Source organism: Thermococcus sp. LS2 (assembly GCF_012027375.1).
GTDB lineage: Archaea > Methanobacteriota_B > Thermococci > Thermococcales > Thermococcaceae > Thermococcus_B.
In genome coordinates this window covers 105,672-125,361 of sequence record NZ_SNUI01000005.1, presented here as the reverse complement: position 1 = coordinate 125,361, position 19,690 = coordinate 105,672, and the positions used below count along the sequence as shown (strand labels likewise).

Genomic DNA, 19,690 nt, shown 5'->3' with positions numbered 1-19,690 from the left:
AAATATTTATATACCCATTCATGAATGTTGGGAGTGTCAAATCAGATAGGGGGTGGTACTATTAAGAGTCATACAACTGCTGGATTCGACATTGAGAGAAGGAGAACAATCACCAGGGGTTAATTTTACTCCTGAGCAGAGATTGAGGATAGCAATAGAGCTAGATGAATTTGGAGTTGAGTTCATAGAAGTAGGACACCCAGCAGTGAGCCAAGACGTAATGGAAGGCATAAAACTAATAGCCAACCAAGGATTGAAAGCGAACCTCTTAGCACACTCAAGGGCTTTGAGAAGGGACATAGACTTAGTTTTGGACACAAATGTAAACTGGATAGGAATATTCTTCTGTCTCTCAAATGCCTGCCTTCAAAAGCGCTTCAACATAACCCTTGAGCAAGCTTTAGACAGAATTGAAAATGCTATCCTTTATGCCAAAGATCATGGCTTAAAAGTGCGCTTTACACCAGAAGACGCAACAAGAACGGAGTGGGAAAACCTCGAGAGGGCCTTAAGCTTAGCAAAAGAACTTAAAGTCGACAGAGTAAGCATAGCAGATACAACAGGAAGTGCTCATCCGCTCTACTTCTACGAGCTCGTTAGAAGAGTAGTTGGCTTCGGCATTCCAACCAACGTTCACTGCCACAACGATTTGGGCTTAGCTTTGGCAAATGCAATAATGGGCATTGAAGCTGGAGCAACGTTAGTGGATGCAACGATAAATGGCATAGGAGAGAGAGTGGGAATAGTGGACTTGGCTCAAATTTCAACGATTCTCTACTACCACTACGGAATCAAGCACTACAAGCTTGAAAAGCTCTACGAGTTAAGCCAGATAATCCAAGAAATAACTGGAATTAGAGTGCAGAGGAATTATCCAATAGTTGGGGAAAACGCCTTTATACACAAAGCTGGCTTGCATGTTTCCGCCGTGGTAAAAGACCCCAGGTTTTACGAGTTTTTACCAGCAGAGATCTTTGGAAGAGAGAGGGCGATTTATTTGGACAAATATGCAGGAAGGGACTCGATAAGATTCTACTTGGAAAAAATAGGAATCAGAGATGAAGAAATTACCGAAAAACTGCTCAGCATTGTGAAGAACTCTCAGGAAGTCTTCACCCCAGAAAGGCTTCTTGAAGAGGCAAGAAAAATGGGGGGAGTAGAATGACAATTGTTGAAGAGCTGTTGAATGCAAAAGCCGGAGAGGCCGTGATAAGGGAAGTTGATTTAATTTACACCCATGACGGAACGATGCCCCTAATCATTGAATCTTTTAGAAAGACATTCACAAGAGTAAGAAAACCCGATAGAGCTTTCATTTTCTTTGACCACGTTTATCCAGCACCAACGGTGAAAATAGCAAATCTGCAGAGAGAAATCAGGGAATTCGCAAGGGAACAGGGAATTAGAATATTCGAAGGCTACGGTATCTCCCACCAAGTCGTTCCAGAGGAAGGCCTATTAGAGGGGGCAAAAATAATCATTGGGGCGGATTCACACACGCCAACATTAGGTGCCTTTGGAGTGTTTGCCGTTGGAATGGGAGCAACTGACACCGCCATAGCTTTAGGATTAGGCAAAACTTGGTTCAGAGTTCCGGAAAGCGTTAGAGTAAACCTCGAAGGAAGATTAGGCAAAAATGTTATGGCAATGGACTTAATGCTTCACTTGATCGGATTACTGAAAGATTTTGATATGAACTACAAGACCCTAGAGTTCTTTGGGGGCCTTGACCTTTCAATTGACGAAAAAATGACAATAGCAAACTTCAGCGTTGAGACAAATGCAAAGACAGCTGTTTTAGACAACGGAACATTCAGCGGAGATGGAGATTACTTGAGGGAGATTACAATAGAGCTTGGCCAAATTGAGCCTCTAGTAGCTTTACCACACCACCCAAGCAATGTTGAGAGAGTTGAGAAGGTTAAAAGAAAGATTGACCAAGTTTTCATAGGCTCATGTACAAACGGAAGGCTTGAGCAACTTAGGAAAGTAGCAGAAATCCTCGAAGGCGAACAGGTTAGTGTGAGAACTTTTATAGGGCCAGCATCAAGAAAGATTTACCTCCAAATGATAAAAGAAGGAATTATGCAAAGGCTAATTGACGCAGGAGTCACTGTTCTTCCTCCCGGATGTGGGCCTTGCTTAGGAAGGCACATGGGAGTAGCTGGAGATGGAGAGGTAATTCTGAGCACAACCAACAGGAACTTTAAAGGAAGGATGGGCTCTCCAAACGCTGAAATCTATCTTGCTAGCCCTGTTACTGCAGCGGTGAGTGCAATTTATGGAGAGATAACGAATCCGGAGGATGTGCTATGAGGGTGTGGAAATTTTGGGATAATGTTTCAACTGATGAAATAACTCCCGGAAGATACAACTTAACTAAAGACCCACAAGAATTAGCCAAAATAGCGTTCATAGAAGTTAGACCAGAGTTCTCTCAAAATGTAAAACCAGGGGATGTAATAGTCGGTGGAAGGAACTTTGGAATTGGTTCATCGAGGGAGTCAGCCGCTTTGGCATTGAAAGCCTCTGGAATAAGCGGAATTATCGCAAAGTCATTTGGAAGGATATTTTACAGGAATTGCATTAACTTGGGCATTCCTCTCTTAATTGGCGACACGGACTGGCTGAACGATGGAGATGAGATTGAAGTCGATTGGAAACGGGGAATTGTGAGAAAAGGTGATGAAGTAAGGAAGTTTAAGCCATTGGATGGCTTCCTCTTCGAGATAGTTGAGAGCGGTGGGATAATTGAATACGTGAGAAGGAGGGGAGACTTATGTATAGAGTAGCGGTCATTAAGGGAGATGGCATTGGTATTGAAGTTACGGAAGCCGCGATGGAGGTCATAAGAGCTGTAACCGATAAAATAGAGTTCGTTGAGTTTGAGGGCGGCTTTGAAGTATTCAAAAGATATGGGGTCCCAATAAGAGAGGAGGACTTGGAAGAGATAAAGAAAATGGATGCAGTTTTATTTGGGGCAACATCAACACCTTTTGACGTTCCAAATTACAAAAGCTTAATTATAACACTTAGAAAGGAACTCGACCTTTATGCTAACCTAAGGATAATTCCAGACTTATGGAATGATAGAGAAATCTACATCGTTAGGGAGAATAGTGAAGGCCTTTACTCTGGTGTTTATAGATCTACAGATGAAAGGACAATAGATTTCAGAGTAATAACAAGGGAAGGAGCTGAAAGAATAGCAAGATTTGCCATAAATTTGGCAAAAGAGAAAGGGGAGAAGATTACTTTTGTCCATAAAGCAAACGTTCTAATGGGTGACAAGTTCTTTAGGAAAATTGTCTTGAGTTTAGCTGAAAAGGAAGGAGTCGAGGTTAGAGAGAAAATTATAGATTCCTTCACAATAGAACTCGTTAGGAATCCATGGAGTCAGGGGATTATTTTAACGGAAAATCTCTTTGGTGACATTCTCTCGGACTTAGCAGCTATTCACGCAAAGAGTATTGGAATTGTTCCCTCTGGGAACTATGGTGATGATATCGCTCTATTTGAGCCTATTCACGGAACTGCACCTGACATAGCTGGAAAAGGAATAGCTAATCCAATTGGGGCCATTTTGAGCGGTGCTATGCTTTTGGATTATCTCAACTTAAACGGTCAAATTATCTGGGAAGCAGTCAAATCTTACGTCAGGAAAGGCAATCTAACTCCCGATTTGGGAGGGACTGCAATGACGAAGGATGTCGTTGAAGGAATTATTAGGGAGATAGAATATCGAATTGACCCCTTGGAGTGGGATGAAGTTTGGGTTGATGAGATTAGGATCAACTTTATCCCAACGCTTTTCATAAAGTAATGTTTCATTTGTAACAAAAGCTAAAAACTTAGAAATAAATGCTACAAAAAAGATTTAAAGCTTTCCAAATGTTAAGCGGAAGGAGGTGAACGAAATGGTGGAGTGTCCAGTTTGCGGAGCGGATATTGAGGTCGGAGAGTTAGAGTTACACCAAATAATTGAGTGCCCAGTCTGTGGAGCTGAGCTTGAGGTGGTTGGCTTAGACCCAATAGTCTTGGAAGAGATCCCAGAGGTAGAAGAAGACTGGGGCGAGTAGCCCTTTAACCTTCTTTTTTGGAGGCCAGGCAATGAAAATCGGCATAACTTACACAATAATGCGCAAGGAAGAGATGATGCTCAAGGAGAGAGCGAAAGATTACGGAGAAGTGGTTATGCTTCACGATAGCGACGTTGTTTTCCCCCAAAGCTACGACGTAGATGTTGTGATAATAAGGAATGTCAGTCACTTTAAGGCCCTATATTTAGCAAAGCTCTTCGAGAATGAAGGCATTCCAACTGTGAATCCCTTCCATATAATACTTGAAGCGGGAGATAAACTCCTAGCAACCTTAAAGCTTAGTAAAAAGGTCAATATTCCGAGATGGAGTGTTGCCTTTGATGAGAAAAGCGTCAAAAAAGTCGCTGAAACTCTTGGCTATCCTATAGTTTCAAAACCAGTCTTTGGAAGTTGGGGAAGGCTGATAACGAAAATAAACGATGATGATGCATTGGAAGGAATAATAGAGCACAAAAAGTGGCTGAGCAATCCACTTTACAAAATCTACTACTTCCAAGAATTTGTCAAAAAGCCAGGAAGGGACATTAGGAGCTATGTTATTGGAGGAGAATTTGTTACTGCTATTTACAGATATTCTGAGCATTGGATAACAAATACCGCTAGGGGCGGAAAGGCCGTCCCTTGTACTGATGAAGAAGTGAGGGAGATTTCCATTAAGGCTTGGGAAGCATTTGGGGAAGGTGCTTTGGCTATAGATATCTTCGAGAGTGAGGAAGGACTGCTGGTTAATGAGGTTAACCCAACTATGGAGTTCAAAAACACAGCTAAAGCTACTGGAGTTGATATAGCTAGGAAAATCGTTGAGTATGCAGTTGAGGTGGCTAAAAGATGATTAAAGCAGCTGTTGTTGGTGCAAGCGGTTATATTGGGGGAGAGTTGGTTAGACTCTTAGCGATGCATCCCGAGGTTGAGATAACGGCAATAACATCAAGAAGATACGCTGGAAAAAAAGTTCACAAGGTTCATCCAAACTTGAGAGGGCTAAATTTGCGCTTTACAAATGATTATGACTTTGACGCTGATGTTATATTTTTAGCAGTCCCTCATGGAGAGTCAATGAAAATTATCGACGAATTCCTTGGCAGTGCAAAAATAATCGACCTCAGCGCTGATTTCAGGGTAAGCTTAGACCTCTACGAGAGATATTATGGAGAGCATGTAAAGCCAGAGCTCATTGATGAGTTCGTCTATGGATTGCCAGAAATTCACAGAGAGGAGATTAAAAAAGCCGAGCTAATAGCGAATCCCGGTTGTAATGCCACAGCAGTCATTTTAGCTTTGTATCCCTTCAAAGGAGATGTTAGCGAAGCAATAGTGGATTTAAAGGTTAGCTCAAGTGCTGGTGGAAGAAGAGAAAACGTGGCAAGTATTCATCCCGAGAGGTCCCATGTGGTTAGGGTCTATAAAGCATTCCACCACAGGCACGAAGCTGAGGTAATTCAAGAGACCAATGTAAAGGCTCAGTTCACAGTTCATTCTGTTGACTTGGTGAGAGGGCTTTTGGCTACAATTTACTTCAAGATGGAAACGAGTGAGAAAGAGCTCTATAAGAGATTTTTCCGCTACCTAAAAGAGCCATTCATAAGAATCGTCAAAGAGAAAGGTGGAATCCAAAAACTTCCCGATCCAAAGTACGTAATAGGAAGCAACTTCGTTGATATAGGCTTTGCCTACGATGAGGAGAATCAAAGGGTTATACTCTTTTCCGCATTGGACAATTTAATTAAAGGCGGCGCTGGACAAGCGGTGCAAAACATGAACATAGCTTTTGGTTTAGATGAGACTCTAGGACTGAACTACTTGCCAGTGTATCCAATTTGAAGGTGAGGGAGATGAGGGTCGTTAAAATTGGAGGAGCAGTTTTAGATAGGCTGGAAGAGTTTGATGGAATTTTAGAGGGGGATATAATAACTCACGGTGGCTCAGATTACGTTGATGAGCTTTCCAAAAGGTTAGGAATAGAGGTTAAAAGACTTAAAAGCCCCTCCGGTGTGGAGTTTAGGTACACTCCAAAAGAAGTGCTTGAGATTTATTTAATGGCTATAATGAAGGCCAACAAGAGGATAGTTTCCCTCCTCCAGAGCAGAGGAATTAACGCCATAGGATTGAGCGGGCTTGATTTAGGCCTCATAAAAGCTGAGAGGAAAAAGCTCATCAAAGCCATAATCAATGGAAAAAAAGTTGCAATAAGGGATGACTACTCTGGTATTATAAGGGAAATCAACGTTAAAGCCTTAAGGGAACTCAGCAAGGTAGGAGTTCCTGTTATAGCGCCAATAGCAATGAGCGAAGCCTATGAACCTTTGAATATTGATGGGGATAAGCTAGCCCATGCAATAGCTCTAAGTTTGAAAGCAGATGAGCTTGTCTTTTTAACGGACACAGCTTTTTTGGTTGATGGTGAAATAGTTGAAAAAATTAAGGTTAATGAAATGGAAGAGTTCTTGCCCTTTGCAAAAGGAGGAATGAAGAGGAAGCTGCTTATGGCTAAAAAATCCGTTGAAAGCGGTGTTAAAAAGGTGATCATCCAAGGATTTAACGGCAGGACGGTGATTGAATGAGAGAGGTAAGCGTTTACAAAAAGAGGCTCACGCTCGTCAAAGGAAAGGGCGTTTACGTCTGGGATGATAAAGGGAACAAATACCTCGATGCAATAGCTGGGATAGGCGTTGCAATCTTAGGACATGCAAACGAAGAGCTTGCGGAGGCAATAAATGAACAGATGAGAAAGCTGGTAGTCGCTGGACCAATGTTCGAGCATGAGGAAAAGGAAGAATTTTTCGAGGAGCTATCTCACTTTGTCAATTTTGAATACGCCTTCATGGGAAACTCTGGAACTGAAGCTGTTGAAGCGGCTTTAAAGTTTGCCCGCCTTTATACTGGAAGGAAAGAGATAATAGCTATGACAAATGCTTTCCACGGAAGAACATTTGGCTCTCTAAGTGCAACTTGGAAGCCAAAGTATAGGCAGGGGTTTGAGCCTTTAGTTCCTGGGTTTAAGCATATCCCATTCAACAATGTTGAAGCGGCAAAAGAGGCTATAACAAAAGAAACTGCCGCTGTAATACTTGAGCCAATTCAAGGAGAAGGTGGCATTGTTCCAGCTAAAGAAGAGTTCGTGAAAACATTGAGGGATTTAACTGAGGATGTTGGGGCTTTGCTCATAGTGGATGAGGTCCAAAGCGCCTTTAGAACTGGAAAGTTCTTGGCTATAGAGCACTATGGTGTTGAGCCGGATATAGTTACGATGGGAAAAGGGTTGGCCAATGGAGTCCCAATCGGATTAACATTAACGAACTTTGATGTTCCGAGGGGCAAGCACGGCTCAACCTTTGGAGGAAATCCCCTCGCTTGTAAAGCTGCAGCTACAACGCTTAGAATTTTGAGAAGGGAAAGGCTAATAGAAAAAGCCCCCGAGAAGTCCATAACCGTCGAGGGAGAAAAGGTCGTGATGACAAGAGGCAAGGGATTGATGATTGGAATCGTCTTGAAAGAAAGCGCTGGAAAGTACGTCCAAGCACTGCAAGATAAGGGTCTCTTAGTTGGAACCGCAGGAAATAGAGTGATTAGACTACTACCGCCGCTCATAATAACAAAGGAACAAATGCTTTGGGTCAAAGAGACCATTGAAGGTGTCCTAAATGAAAATCAGTGAAGAAGAGAAAATTGAATTTCTGAAGGAGCTTGTGAGCATTTACAGCCCAAGCGGAGAAGAAGAGAAGGTTGCAAAATTTTTGGTTGAGAGCTTTGAGAGCTTTGAGAGCTTTGGTGTCGAGGCTTACATTGATGGAGTAGGGAATGTGATAGCTGAGAAAAGAGGAGATGGGAAGAGAGTACTCTTAGCTGGGCATATAGATACCGTTAAAGGCTACATCCCAGTTAGAATCGAGGACAAGTACTTATGGGGAAGGGGAAGCGTTGATGCCAAAGGGCCTTTGGCGACTTTCTTTTTCGCTTTCCTTGAAAGTAAAGCAAATTTAATTTTCGCTGGCTTAGTTGATGAAGAAAGATATTCCATTGGAGCTAAAAACTTAGATGTTCCAAGACCAGACTTTATAATCGTTGGAGAGCCAAGCGGCTTTGATAGCGTTACAATTGGCTATAAGGGAAGCTTAACGATGAAGTTTGTGGAAAAAGTTGAGAAGTTCCATGGAAGTTTAAGCTCAAAGGGCGCTGCAGAGCTTTTAATTGAAAAATGGCTCGAGTTAAGCAGGGATTTTGGTGAAGGCTTTGATAAGCCAAGCGGGAGAATTTTGAGGTTTGAAGCCTATGAGAGGGAGTTTGATTTTTATGGGGAGATGATTGTGAATATTAGAACACCTCTCAATTATGAACCAGCAATTAAAGGAGAAATTTTAGATTTTGTTCCTGCTTACGAAGTTTCGCCAAGGAGTCCGTTGGTTAGGGCTTTTGTTAGGGCTATAAGGAAGAACGGAATAAAGCCAAGGTTGAAGAAAAAATCGGGCACAGCAGATATGAACATCCTAGCTCCTAAGTTTGGAGTCGATGCCGTTGCTTATGGCCCTGGCGATTCAAGGCTTGACCATACTCCTTACGAACGCTTAAACTTAGAGGAATATTTGAAAGCGATAGAAGTGTTAAAAACGGCTTTAGAGGAGCTAAAAAGCATCTAAAAGCTTTTCTATAGCTTCATTCACATCTTTGACATCTCCTCCCACCATGAGGAAGCCAAAGTCTTTCCCATAGGCTTTTTTGTAATTCTCTACCAAAAGACCATCGTTTATTGTATCCCCAATGTAAATTCCTTCCTCACCTTTTGTGAGATGCCAAAGAGCTTTTGGATCTGGCTTAACGTAAAGCTCTCTTGTTACAGCGTTTTCGAAGTGAAAACCAAGTATTTTCTCTGCTAACTCAAGCTCCAAGGCACTCCTCCCTGTTACAACCCCAAGCTTGAATCTTTCATTGGCCTTTTCTAAAAGCTCTCTTTTCACTATTGGCTTTTCCTTCTTCCAAAGACCCTCAAAGTCGAAAGCTCTCTCTTTATAGTACTCACCTAGGTAGAATGTGTTGAAAATCCTCTCAATGCTCTTAGGATCTATTACTATTCCAAACTGCTTCCTAACCCAACCTATTCCTTCTCCAGCTGGGAAGTCTTGCACAAAGTTCCTTAAGTCTCCAGTCAAGGCTCCAATTATCAAAGCTTCGCTAACTTTGAAGTCATCTCCAAATGCTCCTTTCCTTCGTAAATCCCTTATTAGATCTAATTCGACTTCAATGCTTTTGCCGAGCTTTTTTAGGAAGTACTCAACGGTTAGCTTTGTTGCCAAGTCATAGCTCTCGCTCACGTCAATTAAAACACCGTCAATATCAAAGATTAGCCATTTCAGCTCCTTCATTAGTTAACCCCCTAAATTATAGCTCATGCAGGCAATCAGTATTCTTCTTCCAAAAACTCCTTTAATGCTTTAATAAACTCGTCGTTTTCCTCTTTCTTGCCGATGGTAACTCTTATGTGTCCTTCCAACCTTCCGCCGAGCTTTCTCACCACGATGCCCCTCTCAAGAAGGAACTCATAGGCATTTAAGCGCATAAGCAGAAAGTTTGCCTCGCTTGGATACGCGTAATCTTTGAATTCTTTATAGATGCGCTCGCGTTCTTTAATTATGTAATTGATGTTTTGTTTAACTAAATCATAGTGGTCAAGCATAAGCTCTGCTATCCTCATTGAAATGACATTTAAGCTGAAAGGCGCTTTAATTCTTAAAAGATAGTCGATGATCTTTTCATTGGCAACAGCATAACCCACTCTAACCCCAGCTAATCCAAAGGCCTTTGAAAAGGTTCTTAAAACGATTAAGTTCTCGTATTCGTTTACCAAATCAAGGTTGCTCTTTTTTGCAAATTCAACGTAAGCCTCGTCCAGTATTACAGGTGCCCCAGTCTCGAGAACGCTTATTATCCTCTCCCTCTCTTGCATATTTCCCGTAGGATTGTTTGGTGAGCAGATAAATATAGCCCTAGCATTCTCTGCGTAGTCCTCAATGTTTCTCAGCTTAAAGTTCTCATCCAAGGGAACATCAACAACTTTGACCCCTTCAAGTTTAGCGTAGAAGGAGTACATAGCAAAAGTTGGGGAACTTATGACAATGTGTTCTCCTTCAAAGAGCTTTAAAATTAGGCTTATTAGCTCATCGCTTCCGTTTCCAACGATTATGTTTTCCTTCTCAAAGCCCAAAAACTCTGCTAACCTCTCCCTTAATGAGTCTGCTGTTATGTGTGGGTACCTGTTCAGGGGAATTCTCTTAAGCTCCTCGAAGATTTCCTTCTTAATCTCATCCGGCAAGTCGAAGGGACTCTCATTCTTGTCGAGCCAAATTTTGTAATCCCCCTCCAAAACCCTGTAAGGCTCAAAGCTTTTGACTAATTCTTGAATTTTCACTTCCTCCGCCTCCTCAACTCTTCCATAACTTCCCCTAAGCTTATTTCATTGTAGGCAAGCAAAACCAGCAAATGATAAAGCAAATCAGCAGTCTCGTAAATTATTCTCTCCCTTCCTTCAGCGACTAAAACCTCAATTGCCTCCTCTCCAAACTTCTTGTAGATTTTCTCCTTCCCCTCTTTGAACAGCTTCGACGTATAGGAACCTTCCTTTGGATTCTCCTTTCGCTGCTTTATCAACTCTTCAAGCTCTCTCAGGATTGTGAGCGAGTAGTCTATTCCGCCAACGGCTTTCTCGGGTTCTCCTAGCTTTCTGTAAAAGCATGAGTAGTTCCCCGTGTGGCACGCAACACCAACTTGCTCAACAATTAAAAGCAAAGCGTCGTTGTCGCAGTCTATCCTAATCTCCTTTACTCTTTGAACGTTCCCACTAACCTCACCCTTCATCCTAATTCTCTTTTGACTCCTTGAATAGTAGTGGGCGTAACCCGTTTCAAGCGTCTTCACTAAAGCTTCTTTGTTCATGTAAGCTAAGGTCAGCACCTCTCCTTTTGTATCTTGGACAATTACTGGGACAATTCCATTGTTCTTCTCCCAGTTGACTTTTTCAATAAGCTCCTTCATTTTCATCACTCCAGTCTTATAGGAACACCTTTCTTAGCTAGGTATTCTTTCAGCTCTCTAACCGTGTACTTTCCATAGTGGAATATCGAAGCTGCCAAAGCTGCTTCAGCACCTATTTTAAACGCTTCATAAAAGTGCTCTGGACTTCCAGCACCTCCAGAGGCTATAACTGGAATATCCACAGCTTCAACAATCGCTTTAGTCAGCGGAATATCAAAGCCTTGCTGAGTTCCATCTGTGTCCATTGACGTCAAGAGTATTTCTCCAGCACCTAAGCGCTCAACTTCCTTTGCCCACTCTATAGCATCAATTCCCCTTGCTTTTCTTCCCCCGTGAGTATAAACCTCCCAGTATTCGCCGTTCCACTTTGCATCAATTGCTATGACTAAATTCGCACTCCCAACAACTTTTGCCGCTTCGCTTACGAGCTTGGGATTGTCAACGGCCGCTGTATTTAGGAAAACCTTATCGGCACCGCTTTTGATTATCTCTCTTATCTCTTCGACGCTCCTAATTCCTCCACCAACTGTAAATGGGACGTAGATTTCTTCAGCTATTCTCTTAACCAAATCGAGGAGGATTTTTCTTTTTTCGTAAGATGCGGTAATATCTAAGAAAACTATCTCGTCTATTCCTTCTTCCTCATAGCGCTTCGCTAATTCTATTGGGTCTCCAGCGTCGCGAATGTTTTGAAACTTTATCCCTTTGACCACTCTGCCTTCCTTTATATCTAAAGCCGCGATAATTCTCTTAGCTAACATCTCAATCACCTAAGACATTTAACAGCTCTTCTAAAGTAACCTTACCTTCATAGAGGGCTTTTCCCACAATAGCGCCGGAAAATCCAATCTCTCTAAGCTTTAGTACATCGCTTACGCTTGAGACGCCGCCAGCATAGATGAACTCTTCTCTATCCCAAAAGCGGTTAATCTTTTCAATTCCCATCAAAGTGCCATCTCTTTCGATTGCCGTGTAAATAAACCTTTTAACGTATTTTCTAAGCATTTCGTAGGCTTCCTCAACACTTATTGAGCTCTCCTCAAGCCAGCCTTTCACTGCTATCTTTCCGCCCTTGGCATCTAAGCTAACAGTAATTCCTTCAAAATCTTGTGTTACTTTTTCTAAAAACTCCAAGTCAAAGGCTTTCGTGCTAATTATGACGTTTTCGACGCCGATTTCATAAGCCTTTGCTATGCTCTCGTAATCTCTGAAGCCACCTCCAAGCTGAATCCTCAGTCCTGTCTCCTCTATTATTTGCTTAACAACATCAAAATTTTGAGGCTTTCCGCTAAAAGCTCCATCTAAGTCCACTATGTGGATTTTGTCAACGTATTCGGCGAAACCCTTAGCTATCTCCACCGGCTCACCATAAACTTTCACTTTATCCTTTCTTCCTTTGTAGAGGCGAACGGCTTTTCCGTTCATTAAATCGATAGCGGGATAAATTTTCATCTTCATAACCTCCTGAAGTTCGCTAAGAGCTTTAACCCGTTTCTGCTCGACTTTTCTGGATGGAACTGAACCGCGTAAACGTTGTCCCTGCATACTGCGGATGTAAAAATCACTTCGTTGCCCTTCGACTGATAGTCAGTAACCCCTACGACTATGCTCTCGTCTTGGGGATCTGCGTAGTAGGAGTGGACAAAGTAGAAGTAAGCTCCATCCTTTATGCCCTCGAAGAGTGGACAGTCCTTTTTCTGCCGCACCTGGTTCCAGCCAATGTGCGGCGTTCTAACGCCTCTAAAGCGCACAACTTTGCCTTCAAATACGCCAAGACCTCTGCTTCCTGGGCTCTCTTCACTCTCTTCAAAGAGCAGCTGAAGCCCAAGGCATATGCCAAGGAAGGGTTTTCCATCGTTTATGGCATCTAAGATAACTCCCCTCAAAGGCTCAAGCTTCTCCATCACAGCTCCAAAGTTTCCAACGCCGGGCAAAACTATTTTCTCAGCTTTCTCTATTTCATAGGGATCGCTCGTAATGACTCCATCTAAAGCTTTTCTTACGTTGGCTAAGTTACCAATTCCTAAATCAACTATCGCAATCACTACAACACCCCCTCAGCCCTTTGCTTCGCAAAGCGCTGGCGGAAATTTTCCATCTGCCAAAGGCTTGTCCCCACAGTTGGTGTTCCAATATGCCTTTTGAGTGCATTTTAGGTTGCTCTCTACGGAATTTCTCATTCACAACACCCCTTTGGTGCTCTCTAAACGCTCACTTTCGCTTAAAGCCTGCCTTAGAGCAACACCAAGTCCCTTAAATGTAGCCTCGACTATGTGGTGTGCATTAACTCCAGCCAGCTGCTTCACGTGAATTGTGGCATTGAGAGTTCTTGCCAGCGCCCAGAGGAACTCCCTAACCAGAGTAACCTCGAAGCCTTCCTCGCTCTCCTTTATATCGAACTCAAGGTTGAGGTATGGCCTCGAGATGTCAACGGCGACAAGGACTAATGCATCATCCATTGGCATTATTGCGTTCCCAAAGCGCGCTATTTTCTTGCCTTTAATTTTCTCTTTGAGCTCTTCTCCAAGGACTATACCTAAGTCCTCCCAGAGATGATGTCTTAAGTCATAGCTCGCTTTAATGTTGGCTTTCTCACGCATGTAAAAGAATAAAGCGGTAAGGAGGTGGTCAAATACTCTATCTCCTGTTTCTATGCTCCCCTCAATGCCAACCTCAACAATTATGTCAGTCTCTTTCGTTTTGCGTCTCATTTTCTAACCTCCATTGACTTCTTGTGCATCTCCATTCCCTCTATCTCAGCCAACCTAATTCCGAGATAGCGCTCGCTTAGGAATTCTTCTCTGCTGACGTACGCTAAGCTTATCCTTTTCATGAAGTCCATAACTGTTAAAACCCCGCTGAACTTCGCAGCTCCCCCGGTTGGCAGAACGTGGTTAACTCCAAGGAAATAATCAGCCGCTGGCACCGGTGTGTATTCGCCGAGATAAATCGCTCCAGCGTTTTCAATTAAATCCACGAGCTTCAGTGGTTCCTTTGTGATTATCTCCAAGTGTTCTGGAGCTATCTCGTTAGCTTTTTCGGCACATTCCTCCAAGCTTTCACACAGGACAACTTCAATTCCGTCCCTTCTGCAGTACTCCGCTAATTCCTTTGAAGTCGTTAAAAGCCAAGCCTTGCTATCTTTTCCGTGCTCCAGCTGGGAAAGCAAATCGTATAAAACATACTCCTTATCTGCTGTCTCATCGGCTATAACAGCTATTTCTGATGGTCCAGCTAAGCTGTCAATTCCTACAACACCAAAGACCTGCCTCTTTGCTTCGTTCACGAACTTATTGCCTGGACCGAAGATTTTGTCTACTTTCTTCATTCCAATGCCGTAAGCCATTGCTCCAATCGCTTGGATTCCACCGAGCTTGTAGACCTCTTTGATACCGAGAAGCTTTGCAACATAGAGGATGTACGGATTGACTTTGCCGTTTTTAGGTGGTGTTGTAACTGCTATCTCCTTAACACCAGCTATCTTCGCTGGAACTCCAACCATCATGAGTGTCGAAGGCAGAGGCTTCCCTCCAGGGACGTAGATACCGATCCTCCTTATCGGCTTGTAGATTATACCATAAAGCGAAGCGTTCTTTATGTAGAGCTTATCGCTCTCAAGCTGTTTCTCGTGATACTCCCAGATTCTTTCTATTGTGCGCTTGATTATTTTCTTATCCTTCTCTGGAATTTGCCTCTCCGCTTCTTCAAACTCTTCTTCACTAACAAGGAATTCCCCATCATAGCCGTCAAACTTCCTTGAGTATTCCTTTACAGCTTCAATACCTCTTTCCCTTATGTCTTTCAAAATTTGAGCCACATAGCTTTCTAACTCAAAATTCATCTTTGACAACCTCCTTAATTTTTAAAACAAGCTCGTTAATCTCCCTAAACTTCGTCTTTTGGGAGATTCTGTTCACCAAAAGCAAAGCCGAAACATCCATAATCTTCTCCACCTCAACTAACCCATTGGCTCTCAATGTGTTTCCCGTCTCGACGATGTCAACGATGGCATCTGCAATCCCAATTTTTGGGGCAAGCTCGATGCTTCCGTGAAGCTTTATCACTTCAACCTCGACTCCTCTCCTCTCAAAGAACTTCCTTGCAAGGTTTGGGTATTTGGTGGCTATCCTAAAACCGTCCATCTCTTCAACGCTGACTGCATTTTCTTTGGGCATCGCCAAGCTTAAGCGGCACTTTCCAAAAGGCAGCTCAAGAGGAACGAGGACGTCACTTTCCCTTTCCTCAACAACATCGCTTCCAGCTATGCCAACGTCAACGCCATACTCGACGTAAACCGGGACATCAAAAGCCCTTGCAAGGAGGAGCTCATATCTGCCGTTTTTTACCATCAATTCTCTGTTCTCTGGTGGCCTAAGCTCAATCCCAGCTTTTCGTAGGATTTCAAGCGAATCCTTGAATAGTCGTCCTTTTGGAAGAACAAATCTCATTCTTCCACCTCCACTGGAATGCCGAGCTTTACGAGCTCTTTTGCAAGCTTGTATGCTTCTTTCAGCTCCCCTCCGATTCTCTTTCTGCTCTTCTCTATCTTCCCGTCAAAGAGCTTTGAGAGTGCATTTAAGTCAAAGGCGAATCCAAAAGCGCTGACTCCTTTAAATGTATACTCTCCGCCGCCTCCGAGCGGTTTTCCAATCTTTGGAGAATAGACCTCAAAGATTATGTCGCTGTAGTAAGGAAGAGGTCTTATTGTGCCGAAATCTATGAAGACTCTCTCATCGTCAACTGCCTCGATAATTTTATTGAGCTTTTCGTATTCACAGCTCTTTCCCCTAAAGTTGAACAGCTGCCAGAGCTCTTCTTTCTTCTCCTCGTTTATAGGCAGTCTTTCAATGATTTCGAAGTTTCTTCTCGTCAAGGCTCTGAAAATTTCTGCTTTGAATTCTTCAATTCCTTCAATTGCTCTCTCCCAGACCTTCAAGCTGCCGACGTCGATGTAGAAATCCTTGATGCCAAGTGCTTCGAGGGAAGTTATAACAGTTAAAAGAACCTCGACCTGCATTTTGACGTCTTCTCCGCCGATAAACTCAACTCCAGCCTGCCAGTTCCCTTTAATCCCCCCATTCAGCACTTCACTGATGTAGTAGAGCTTAAGCTTCCTCGGCTCCTTGAGGTTTGCAAGTATCTGAGATGTTAGGTCTGGCTTTATTATGTAAAATCCATTATTGTAGGCAAATTTTGTTCCTTTTCTAAGCTGCTCGCTGAACTCTTCTATCGTTGGCAAAAATATCTCTCTATAACCCCAAAGCTCAAATGTTCGCCTTAAATACTTTGTAATATCCGCTAACCTCTCTGATTCGGAAAATAAATCCTTCTTCAAAATAATCCCTCCGAGAACTTTTCGATGAGAATATCTCCCGCTAAATAATGTCCAACTAAGCTAAGTGCTCCAGAACAGTCAATGATGATGGTAGTAACTCACCAGAAAAGCCATGGAAAAGTTAACTTCTTCTCTAAAGTTTGTACCTCTTTTGTTGTCTATTCCTCCCCCTCTCATTTTTAAACACCTCAACTCCCAATGTCTTGCACCCTATATAAGTTTAACCTATTGAAAGTTTGTCAATATGACAAAAGTTTGCGAAAAATATTAGGTCTAAAGGGAAGCCAGCTCAAAAATAAGCTCAGCTTTGGAACAGTATTTTTTCAATCTATTCTTAACTTCTGCATGCCTCCCAAGAACGGGCCAGAGAATTGAGTCTATGTGAAGAGGAGGGATATCAACCTCTTCTGCAATCCTCGACCAAAAGCTTGTGGGTAGCTCGTTCGTGAATCTCTTTGTATAGGCATTTATTCTCACATCATCTGGAATTTCAATTTCCATTGGATAGGGAATGAACTCTTTAAATGCTATCCTGCCTGCATAGCCAAACATCTTCACAGCAAAGACTATTGTTTTGGCATTTCTTTTGGAATTCAGCACTTCTGCAAGGTCGTTTCTTAGAGACGTCATTGAATAGTAGTAATTCTTGAGATCTTCAAGTTTAAGCTTAATTAAAAAGGACTCGAGCTTTTCAAGCCTTTTAATTTTTGCAACTGTTAGCCTTCTGTTAGTTTGAGAGGCGGGTAAAAACCTTGAATAAGCATCAACAATCCCCTTTTCTGGAGGATTCGAAGAGAAATACTCGGCAAATTCCCACCACCACTCCTCCCCAGTGGCAGTCAGCTGATAGCTGACTATTGCGTTGGCAATTACGAGCTTTATGAATAGCTCATCGTTTTTGAGATTTTTGTGAAGATGTTCCAGAGCTGAAAACTGCAGATCAACTTTCTCTTCGATAGTTCTGGCACATTCTATGCCCAACTCTTTAAGGATTTCCTTTAATCTCTCGATTTTTGGCTTGTTCTCCTTGTGTTTGACTGTGATAAAGCGGTCGAGGGTCATCTTTATCCCTTCGCTATGCTGTTTATCAGCCTCAGCAGATAGGCATTTTCCATTACAATTTCTGCTCCTTTGTTCCTTGGAGTTCCAAGCTCTATCTTGGCTTTGATGCCGTGATCCTTCAGAAAGTCATGTAGCTTTGCCTTCAGCATAGAGTATTCGCTCTTCCGTATCAACCCGTAAACAGTTGGACCCCATGAACTCTGTCCATAGCCGTAGGTGTTCTCCCTCAAAAACTCTAGGATTAGCTTCACATCTTCTCTGAATTCGCCTCCTTGGTAATCCTCAAAATGCTTTCCAACTAACCTTTGAATTTCACTCAAATGCTTTCCAAAGGTCTTAATGTCCCTTTCTTTTAGAGCTGGTAGAAGTCCAAGTAGAATTCTGTGGCTTATCTCCTTTGCAATTTCGGGTTTACCTCTAATGCTTGCCATTATGGGCTTTTCCTCCTCTTCGTCAAATCCTCTCTTAACTTGAGGAATCACTAAAAGAAAAGCCCAATTCTCAGGAAACTCTTCCCTAAGAATTAAAGGCGGTATTCCTTCCTTAACTCCACCATCAATAACAAAGCCGCCGTATTTGAAGGTATAAATCCCAGCACCGCTGTTTTTTCCTCTTCCAAAAATTTCAGCCAGCTCTTCAATTCTAGCATTTATGTTGTTTAGCTTTGCTATTCCTACACCAACAGCTAAAGAGAGCTGAGTTGTTGATCCAAAACCTACATGTCTTGGAATTGTCCTTCTGACTTCAACAAGATAGTTAAAGCCTGTGCTAAAATGTTTGTTCATCCTTCCAATGACGAATTTAATCGTTTCTTTATCTTCTCCTTCAGCCCTAATTTCGAGCTTTTCATGGGGCATGAGCTTTATCTCGTAGCCTTCTTCAAGGGCAACACCTAAGCTTCCAAATCTTCTTCCCAAAGAACCAGAGGGGTCAATTAAACCCAAGTGCAATCTTTTCGGTGTTTTGATTATCATGTTTTTCACCTTCTCTTAGTTATTATCCTCTTATGCTTAAATGTCTAATTTTCCTTTCCCTAAGGGCGGGATATACTTGCACCAATAAAACATCACAAAAGACCATAGACATCCCTAAGATCTTGTATAGAGTGAGTGTTTCTTTTAAGAAGACATAGGCTAACAGCGTTATCTGTATTAGCATCGTGTTCTGGAGTATTGATTGCTCATAGGCTTTGAGGGTCTTTAAAGCGTGGTTCCAGAGGACAAAAGCCAATGCGGTATTTACAACGCTTAAAAATAGTATTATAGCCCATCCCCTGGGAGAGGGCATAGTGAGATTTCCACTCAAAACAGTTGCTCCAAAGAGCATTAGAGACCCTAATGTCATGGACCACGCAGTTAATGCGATTACACTTTCCTGATTCTTTCTAAGATAGTGCCTCATAAGAACCATGTACATAGCCCATCCAATCCCCGAAATAAGGGTTACAACAATGCCCAATGCCTCATTAAAAATTAGTGTACTGCCAGTAAAGAACACCCTGACTCCGAGCAGCACAAAAATTATCCCCAACAGCTGAATAAATGAGGGAGCTTCCCTGAGAAAGATGGTGCTTAGAATAACGACAAAGATTGGTGTTAAGTTGAGGATAAACGTTACAGTAATAGCGGGTAGATAATATAATCCTACAAACTGCAATCCTTGAGCTATAAAGTAACCTGTAAATCCAAGAAAAATAAACCACAAAACCTGTTTTGAAGTAACTCTAACTTCCTGAATCCCATATAACTGAAATGCAAAGAGCATTAAAACAGCAGAACCTAAGAGGTATCTATAAGCAGCAAAGGTTATTGGATTAAGCTCTTTGAGACCAAGCTTAATGAGGACGTAAGAGGTTGACCACAAAAATGTAACTAATAAAGCTTCAGATAATGCAAGTGCTCTTTTCATAGTACTTCATTAATATAGACAATTTTAAAAAACTTCTCTTTTAGAGTAACGATACTTTCCAAAAAACTTATCAATCTCAAGAAAATTCATTGACATCAGGGCCAAATCCACAGCACCCTATCTGGAAACCCAAATTCCGGTTGAGGAAGTAGAAGGGTAGTCTGGGCAATCTCAACGCTGAGAGATCATGTTGATGTTCCAATCAACATAGACACGACAAATGCAAAGGTTGCTGAAGAGGCAATATTAAAGCTTGAAGAAA

The 19,690-nt window shown here is 42.3% G+C and carries 24 protein-coding genes and 1 pseudogene; 11 read left to right on the top strand and 14 right to left on the bottom strand.

The window, feature by feature from the left end; translation table 11 throughout:
* Positions 1–52 precede the first annotated feature (52 nt).
* The 10 genes from lysS to E3E24_RS08150 all read left to right on the top strand — a co-directional run bounded on the left by lysS (position 53) and on the right by E3E24_RS08150 (position 8,734).
* Positions 53–1,165: a homocitrate synthase gene (gene lysS, locus E3E24_RS08195; RefSeq protein ID WP_346766027.1), complete on the top strand. Its 1,113-nt coding sequence runs from the start codon at positions 53–55 to the stop codon at positions 1,163–1,165.
* Positions 1,162–2,316: a 3-isopropylmalate dehydratase large subunit gene (locus E3E24_RS08190; protein WP_167886701.1), complete on the top strand. Its 1,155-nt coding sequence runs from the start codon at positions 1,162–1,164 to the stop codon at positions 2,314–2,316. Before lysS ends, E3E24_RS08190 begins: the two co-directional genes overlap by 4 nt.
* A complete protein-coding gene (locus E3E24_RS08185) occupies positions 2,313–2,792 on the top strand; it encodes a 3-isopropylmalate dehydratase small subunit (RefSeq protein ID WP_042679937.1) in 480 nt (159 codons plus the stop codon). Before E3E24_RS08190 ends, E3E24_RS08185 begins: the two co-directional genes overlap by 4 nt.
* Positions 2,780–3,823, top strand: a complete 1,044-nt coding sequence (locus E3E24_RS08180) for an isocitrate/isopropylmalate family dehydrogenase (protein WP_167886702.1) — start codon at positions 2,780–2,782, stop codon at positions 3,821–3,823. Before E3E24_RS08185 ends, E3E24_RS08180 begins: the two co-directional genes overlap by 13 nt.
* A gap of 94 nt (positions 3,824–3,917) precedes the next feature.
* Positions 3,918–4,079, top strand: coding sequence for a lysine biosynthesis protein LysW (gene lysW, locus E3E24_RS08175; RefSeq protein ID WP_167886703.1), 162 nt, complete (start codon positions 3,918–3,920; stop codon positions 4,077–4,079).
* Positions 4,080–4,110: 31 nt separating this feature from the next.
* The gene (gene lysX / locus E3E24_RS08170; RefSeq protein WP_167886704.1) at positions 4,111–4,932 is read left to right on the top strand and encodes a lysine biosynthesis protein LysX; all 822 of its coding nucleotides are present in this window, start codon (positions 4,111–4,113) and stop codon (positions 4,930–4,932) included.
* Positions 4,929–5,921 (top strand): N-acetyl-gamma-glutamyl-phosphate reductase, encoded by a 993-nt coding sequence (gene argC, locus E3E24_RS08165; RefSeq protein WP_167886705.1) that lies wholly within the window; start codon positions 4,929–4,931, stop codon positions 5,919–5,921. The genes lysX and argC overlap by 4 nt, the downstream gene beginning before the upstream one ends.
* An 11-nt stretch (positions 5,922–5,932) precedes the next feature.
* Complete coding sequence (locus tag E3E24_RS08160) at positions 5,933–6,661, top strand: [LysW]-aminoadipate/[LysW]-glutamate kinase (RefSeq protein ID WP_167915852.1); 729 nt, start codon at positions 5,933–5,935, stop codon at positions 6,659–6,661.
* On the top strand, positions 6,658–7,755 hold the full coding sequence (locus E3E24_RS08155) for an acetylornithine/succinylornithine family transaminase (RefSeq protein ID WP_167886707.1): 1,098 nt from the start codon (positions 6,658–6,660) through the stop codon (positions 7,753–7,755). The genes E3E24_RS08160 and E3E24_RS08155 overlap by 4 nt, the downstream gene beginning before the upstream one ends.
* Positions 7,742–8,734, top strand: coding sequence for a [LysW]-lysine hydrolase (locus E3E24_RS08150; protein WP_167915851.1), 993 nt, complete (start codon positions 7,742–7,744; stop codon positions 8,732–8,734). The genes E3E24_RS08155 and E3E24_RS08150 overlap by 14 nt, the downstream gene beginning before the upstream one ends.
* Here E3E24_RS08150 and E3E24_RS08145 read toward each other — a convergent pair.
* From E3E24_RS08145 to E3E24_RS08085, 14 genes are all read right to left on the bottom strand, one after another.
* Positions 8,720–9,457, bottom strand: coding sequence for an HAD family hydrolase (locus E3E24_RS08145; RefSeq protein ID WP_167886709.1), 738 nt, complete (start codon positions 9,455–9,457; stop codon positions 8,720–8,722). The genes E3E24_RS08150 and E3E24_RS08145 overlap by 15 nt on opposite strands.
* Positions 9,458–9,492: 35 nt before the next feature.
* On the bottom strand, positions 9,493–10,500 hold the full coding sequence (gene hisC / locus E3E24_RS08140) for a histidinol-phosphate transaminase (protein ID WP_167886710.1): 1,008 nt from the start codon (positions 10,498–10,500) through the stop codon (positions 9,493–9,495).
* On the bottom strand, positions 10,497–11,123 hold the full coding sequence (gene hisIE, locus E3E24_RS08135; protein WP_370520477.1) for a bifunctional phosphoribosyl-AMP cyclohydrolase/phosphoribosyl-ATP diphosphatase HisIE: 627 nt from the start codon (positions 11,121–11,123) through the stop codon (positions 10,497–10,499). The genes hisC and hisIE overlap by 4 nt, the downstream gene beginning before the upstream one ends.
* Before the next feature lie 5 nt (positions 11,124–11,128).
* Positions 11,129–11,884: an imidazole glycerol phosphate synthase subunit HisF gene (hisF, locus tag E3E24_RS08130; protein WP_167886712.1), complete on the bottom strand. Its 756-nt coding sequence runs from the start codon at positions 11,882–11,884 to the stop codon at positions 11,129–11,131.
* Position 11,885: 1 nt separating this feature from the next.
* A complete protein-coding gene (hisA, locus tag E3E24_RS08125; protein WP_167886713.1) occupies positions 11,886–12,581 on the bottom strand; it encodes a 1-(5-phosphoribosyl)-5-((5-phosphoribosylamino)methylideneamino)imidazole-4-carboxamide isomerase in 696 nt (231 codons plus the stop codon).
* A complete protein-coding gene (hisH, locus tag E3E24_RS08120; RefSeq protein WP_167886714.1) occupies positions 12,578–13,168 on the bottom strand; it encodes an imidazole glycerol phosphate synthase subunit HisH in 591 nt (196 codons plus the stop codon). Before hisH ends, hisA begins: the two co-directional genes overlap by 4 nt.
* Positions 13,169–13,180: 12 nt before the next feature.
* Positions 13,181–13,303 carry a hypothetical protein gene (locus tag E3E24_RS12980; protein ID WP_255454066.1) on the bottom strand — a complete coding sequence of 41 codons (123 nt, stop codon included), beginning with the start codon at positions 13,301–13,303 and terminating at the stop codon, positions 13,181–13,183.
* A complete protein-coding gene (gene hisB, locus E3E24_RS08115) occupies positions 13,304–13,834 on the bottom strand; it encodes an imidazoleglycerol-phosphate dehydratase HisB (RefSeq protein ID WP_167886715.1) in 531 nt (176 codons plus the stop codon).
* The gene (hisD, locus tag E3E24_RS08110) at positions 13,831–14,964 is read right to left on the bottom strand and encodes a histidinol dehydrogenase (protein WP_167886716.1); all 1,134 of its coding nucleotides are present in this window, start codon (positions 14,962–14,964) and stop codon (positions 13,831–13,833) included. Before hisD ends, hisB begins: the two co-directional genes overlap by 4 nt.
* Positions 14,954–15,571: an ATP phosphoribosyltransferase gene (gene hisG / locus E3E24_RS08105; RefSeq protein WP_167886717.1), complete on the bottom strand. Its 618-nt coding sequence runs from the start codon at positions 15,569–15,571 to the stop codon at positions 14,954–14,956. The genes hisD and hisG overlap by 11 nt, the downstream gene beginning before the upstream one ends.
* Positions 15,568–16,458, bottom strand: a complete 891-nt coding sequence (locus E3E24_RS08100; protein ID WP_167886718.1) for an ATP phosphoribosyltransferase regulatory subunit — start codon at positions 16,456–16,458, stop codon at positions 15,568–15,570. The genes hisG and E3E24_RS08100 overlap by 4 nt, the downstream gene beginning before the upstream one ends.
* Positions 16,459–16,731: 273 nt before the next feature.
* Complete coding sequence (locus E3E24_RS08095; RefSeq protein ID WP_167886719.1) at positions 16,732–17,520, bottom strand: N-glycosylase/DNA lyase; 789 nt, start codon at positions 17,518–17,520, stop codon at positions 16,732–16,734.
* Between the two features lie 2 nt (positions 17,521–17,522).
* Positions 17,523–18,494, bottom strand: coding sequence for a beta-ribofuranosylaminobenzene 5'-phosphate synthase family protein (locus tag E3E24_RS08090; protein ID WP_167886720.1), 972 nt, complete (start codon positions 18,492–18,494; stop codon positions 17,523–17,525).
* Positions 18,495–18,516: 22 nt separating this feature from the next.
* A complete protein-coding gene (locus E3E24_RS08085) occupies positions 18,517–19,428 on the bottom strand; it encodes a DMT family transporter (RefSeq protein ID WP_167886721.1) in 912 nt (303 codons plus the stop codon).
* A gap of 85 nt (positions 19,429–19,513) precedes the next feature.
* Here E3E24_RS08085 and E3E24_RS12885 point away from each other — a divergent pair.
* A pseudogene (locus tag E3E24_RS12885) lies at positions 19,514–19,674 on the top strand (dihydropteroate synthase); the annotation flags it as partial.
* Positions 19,675–19,690 lie beyond the last annotated feature (16 nt).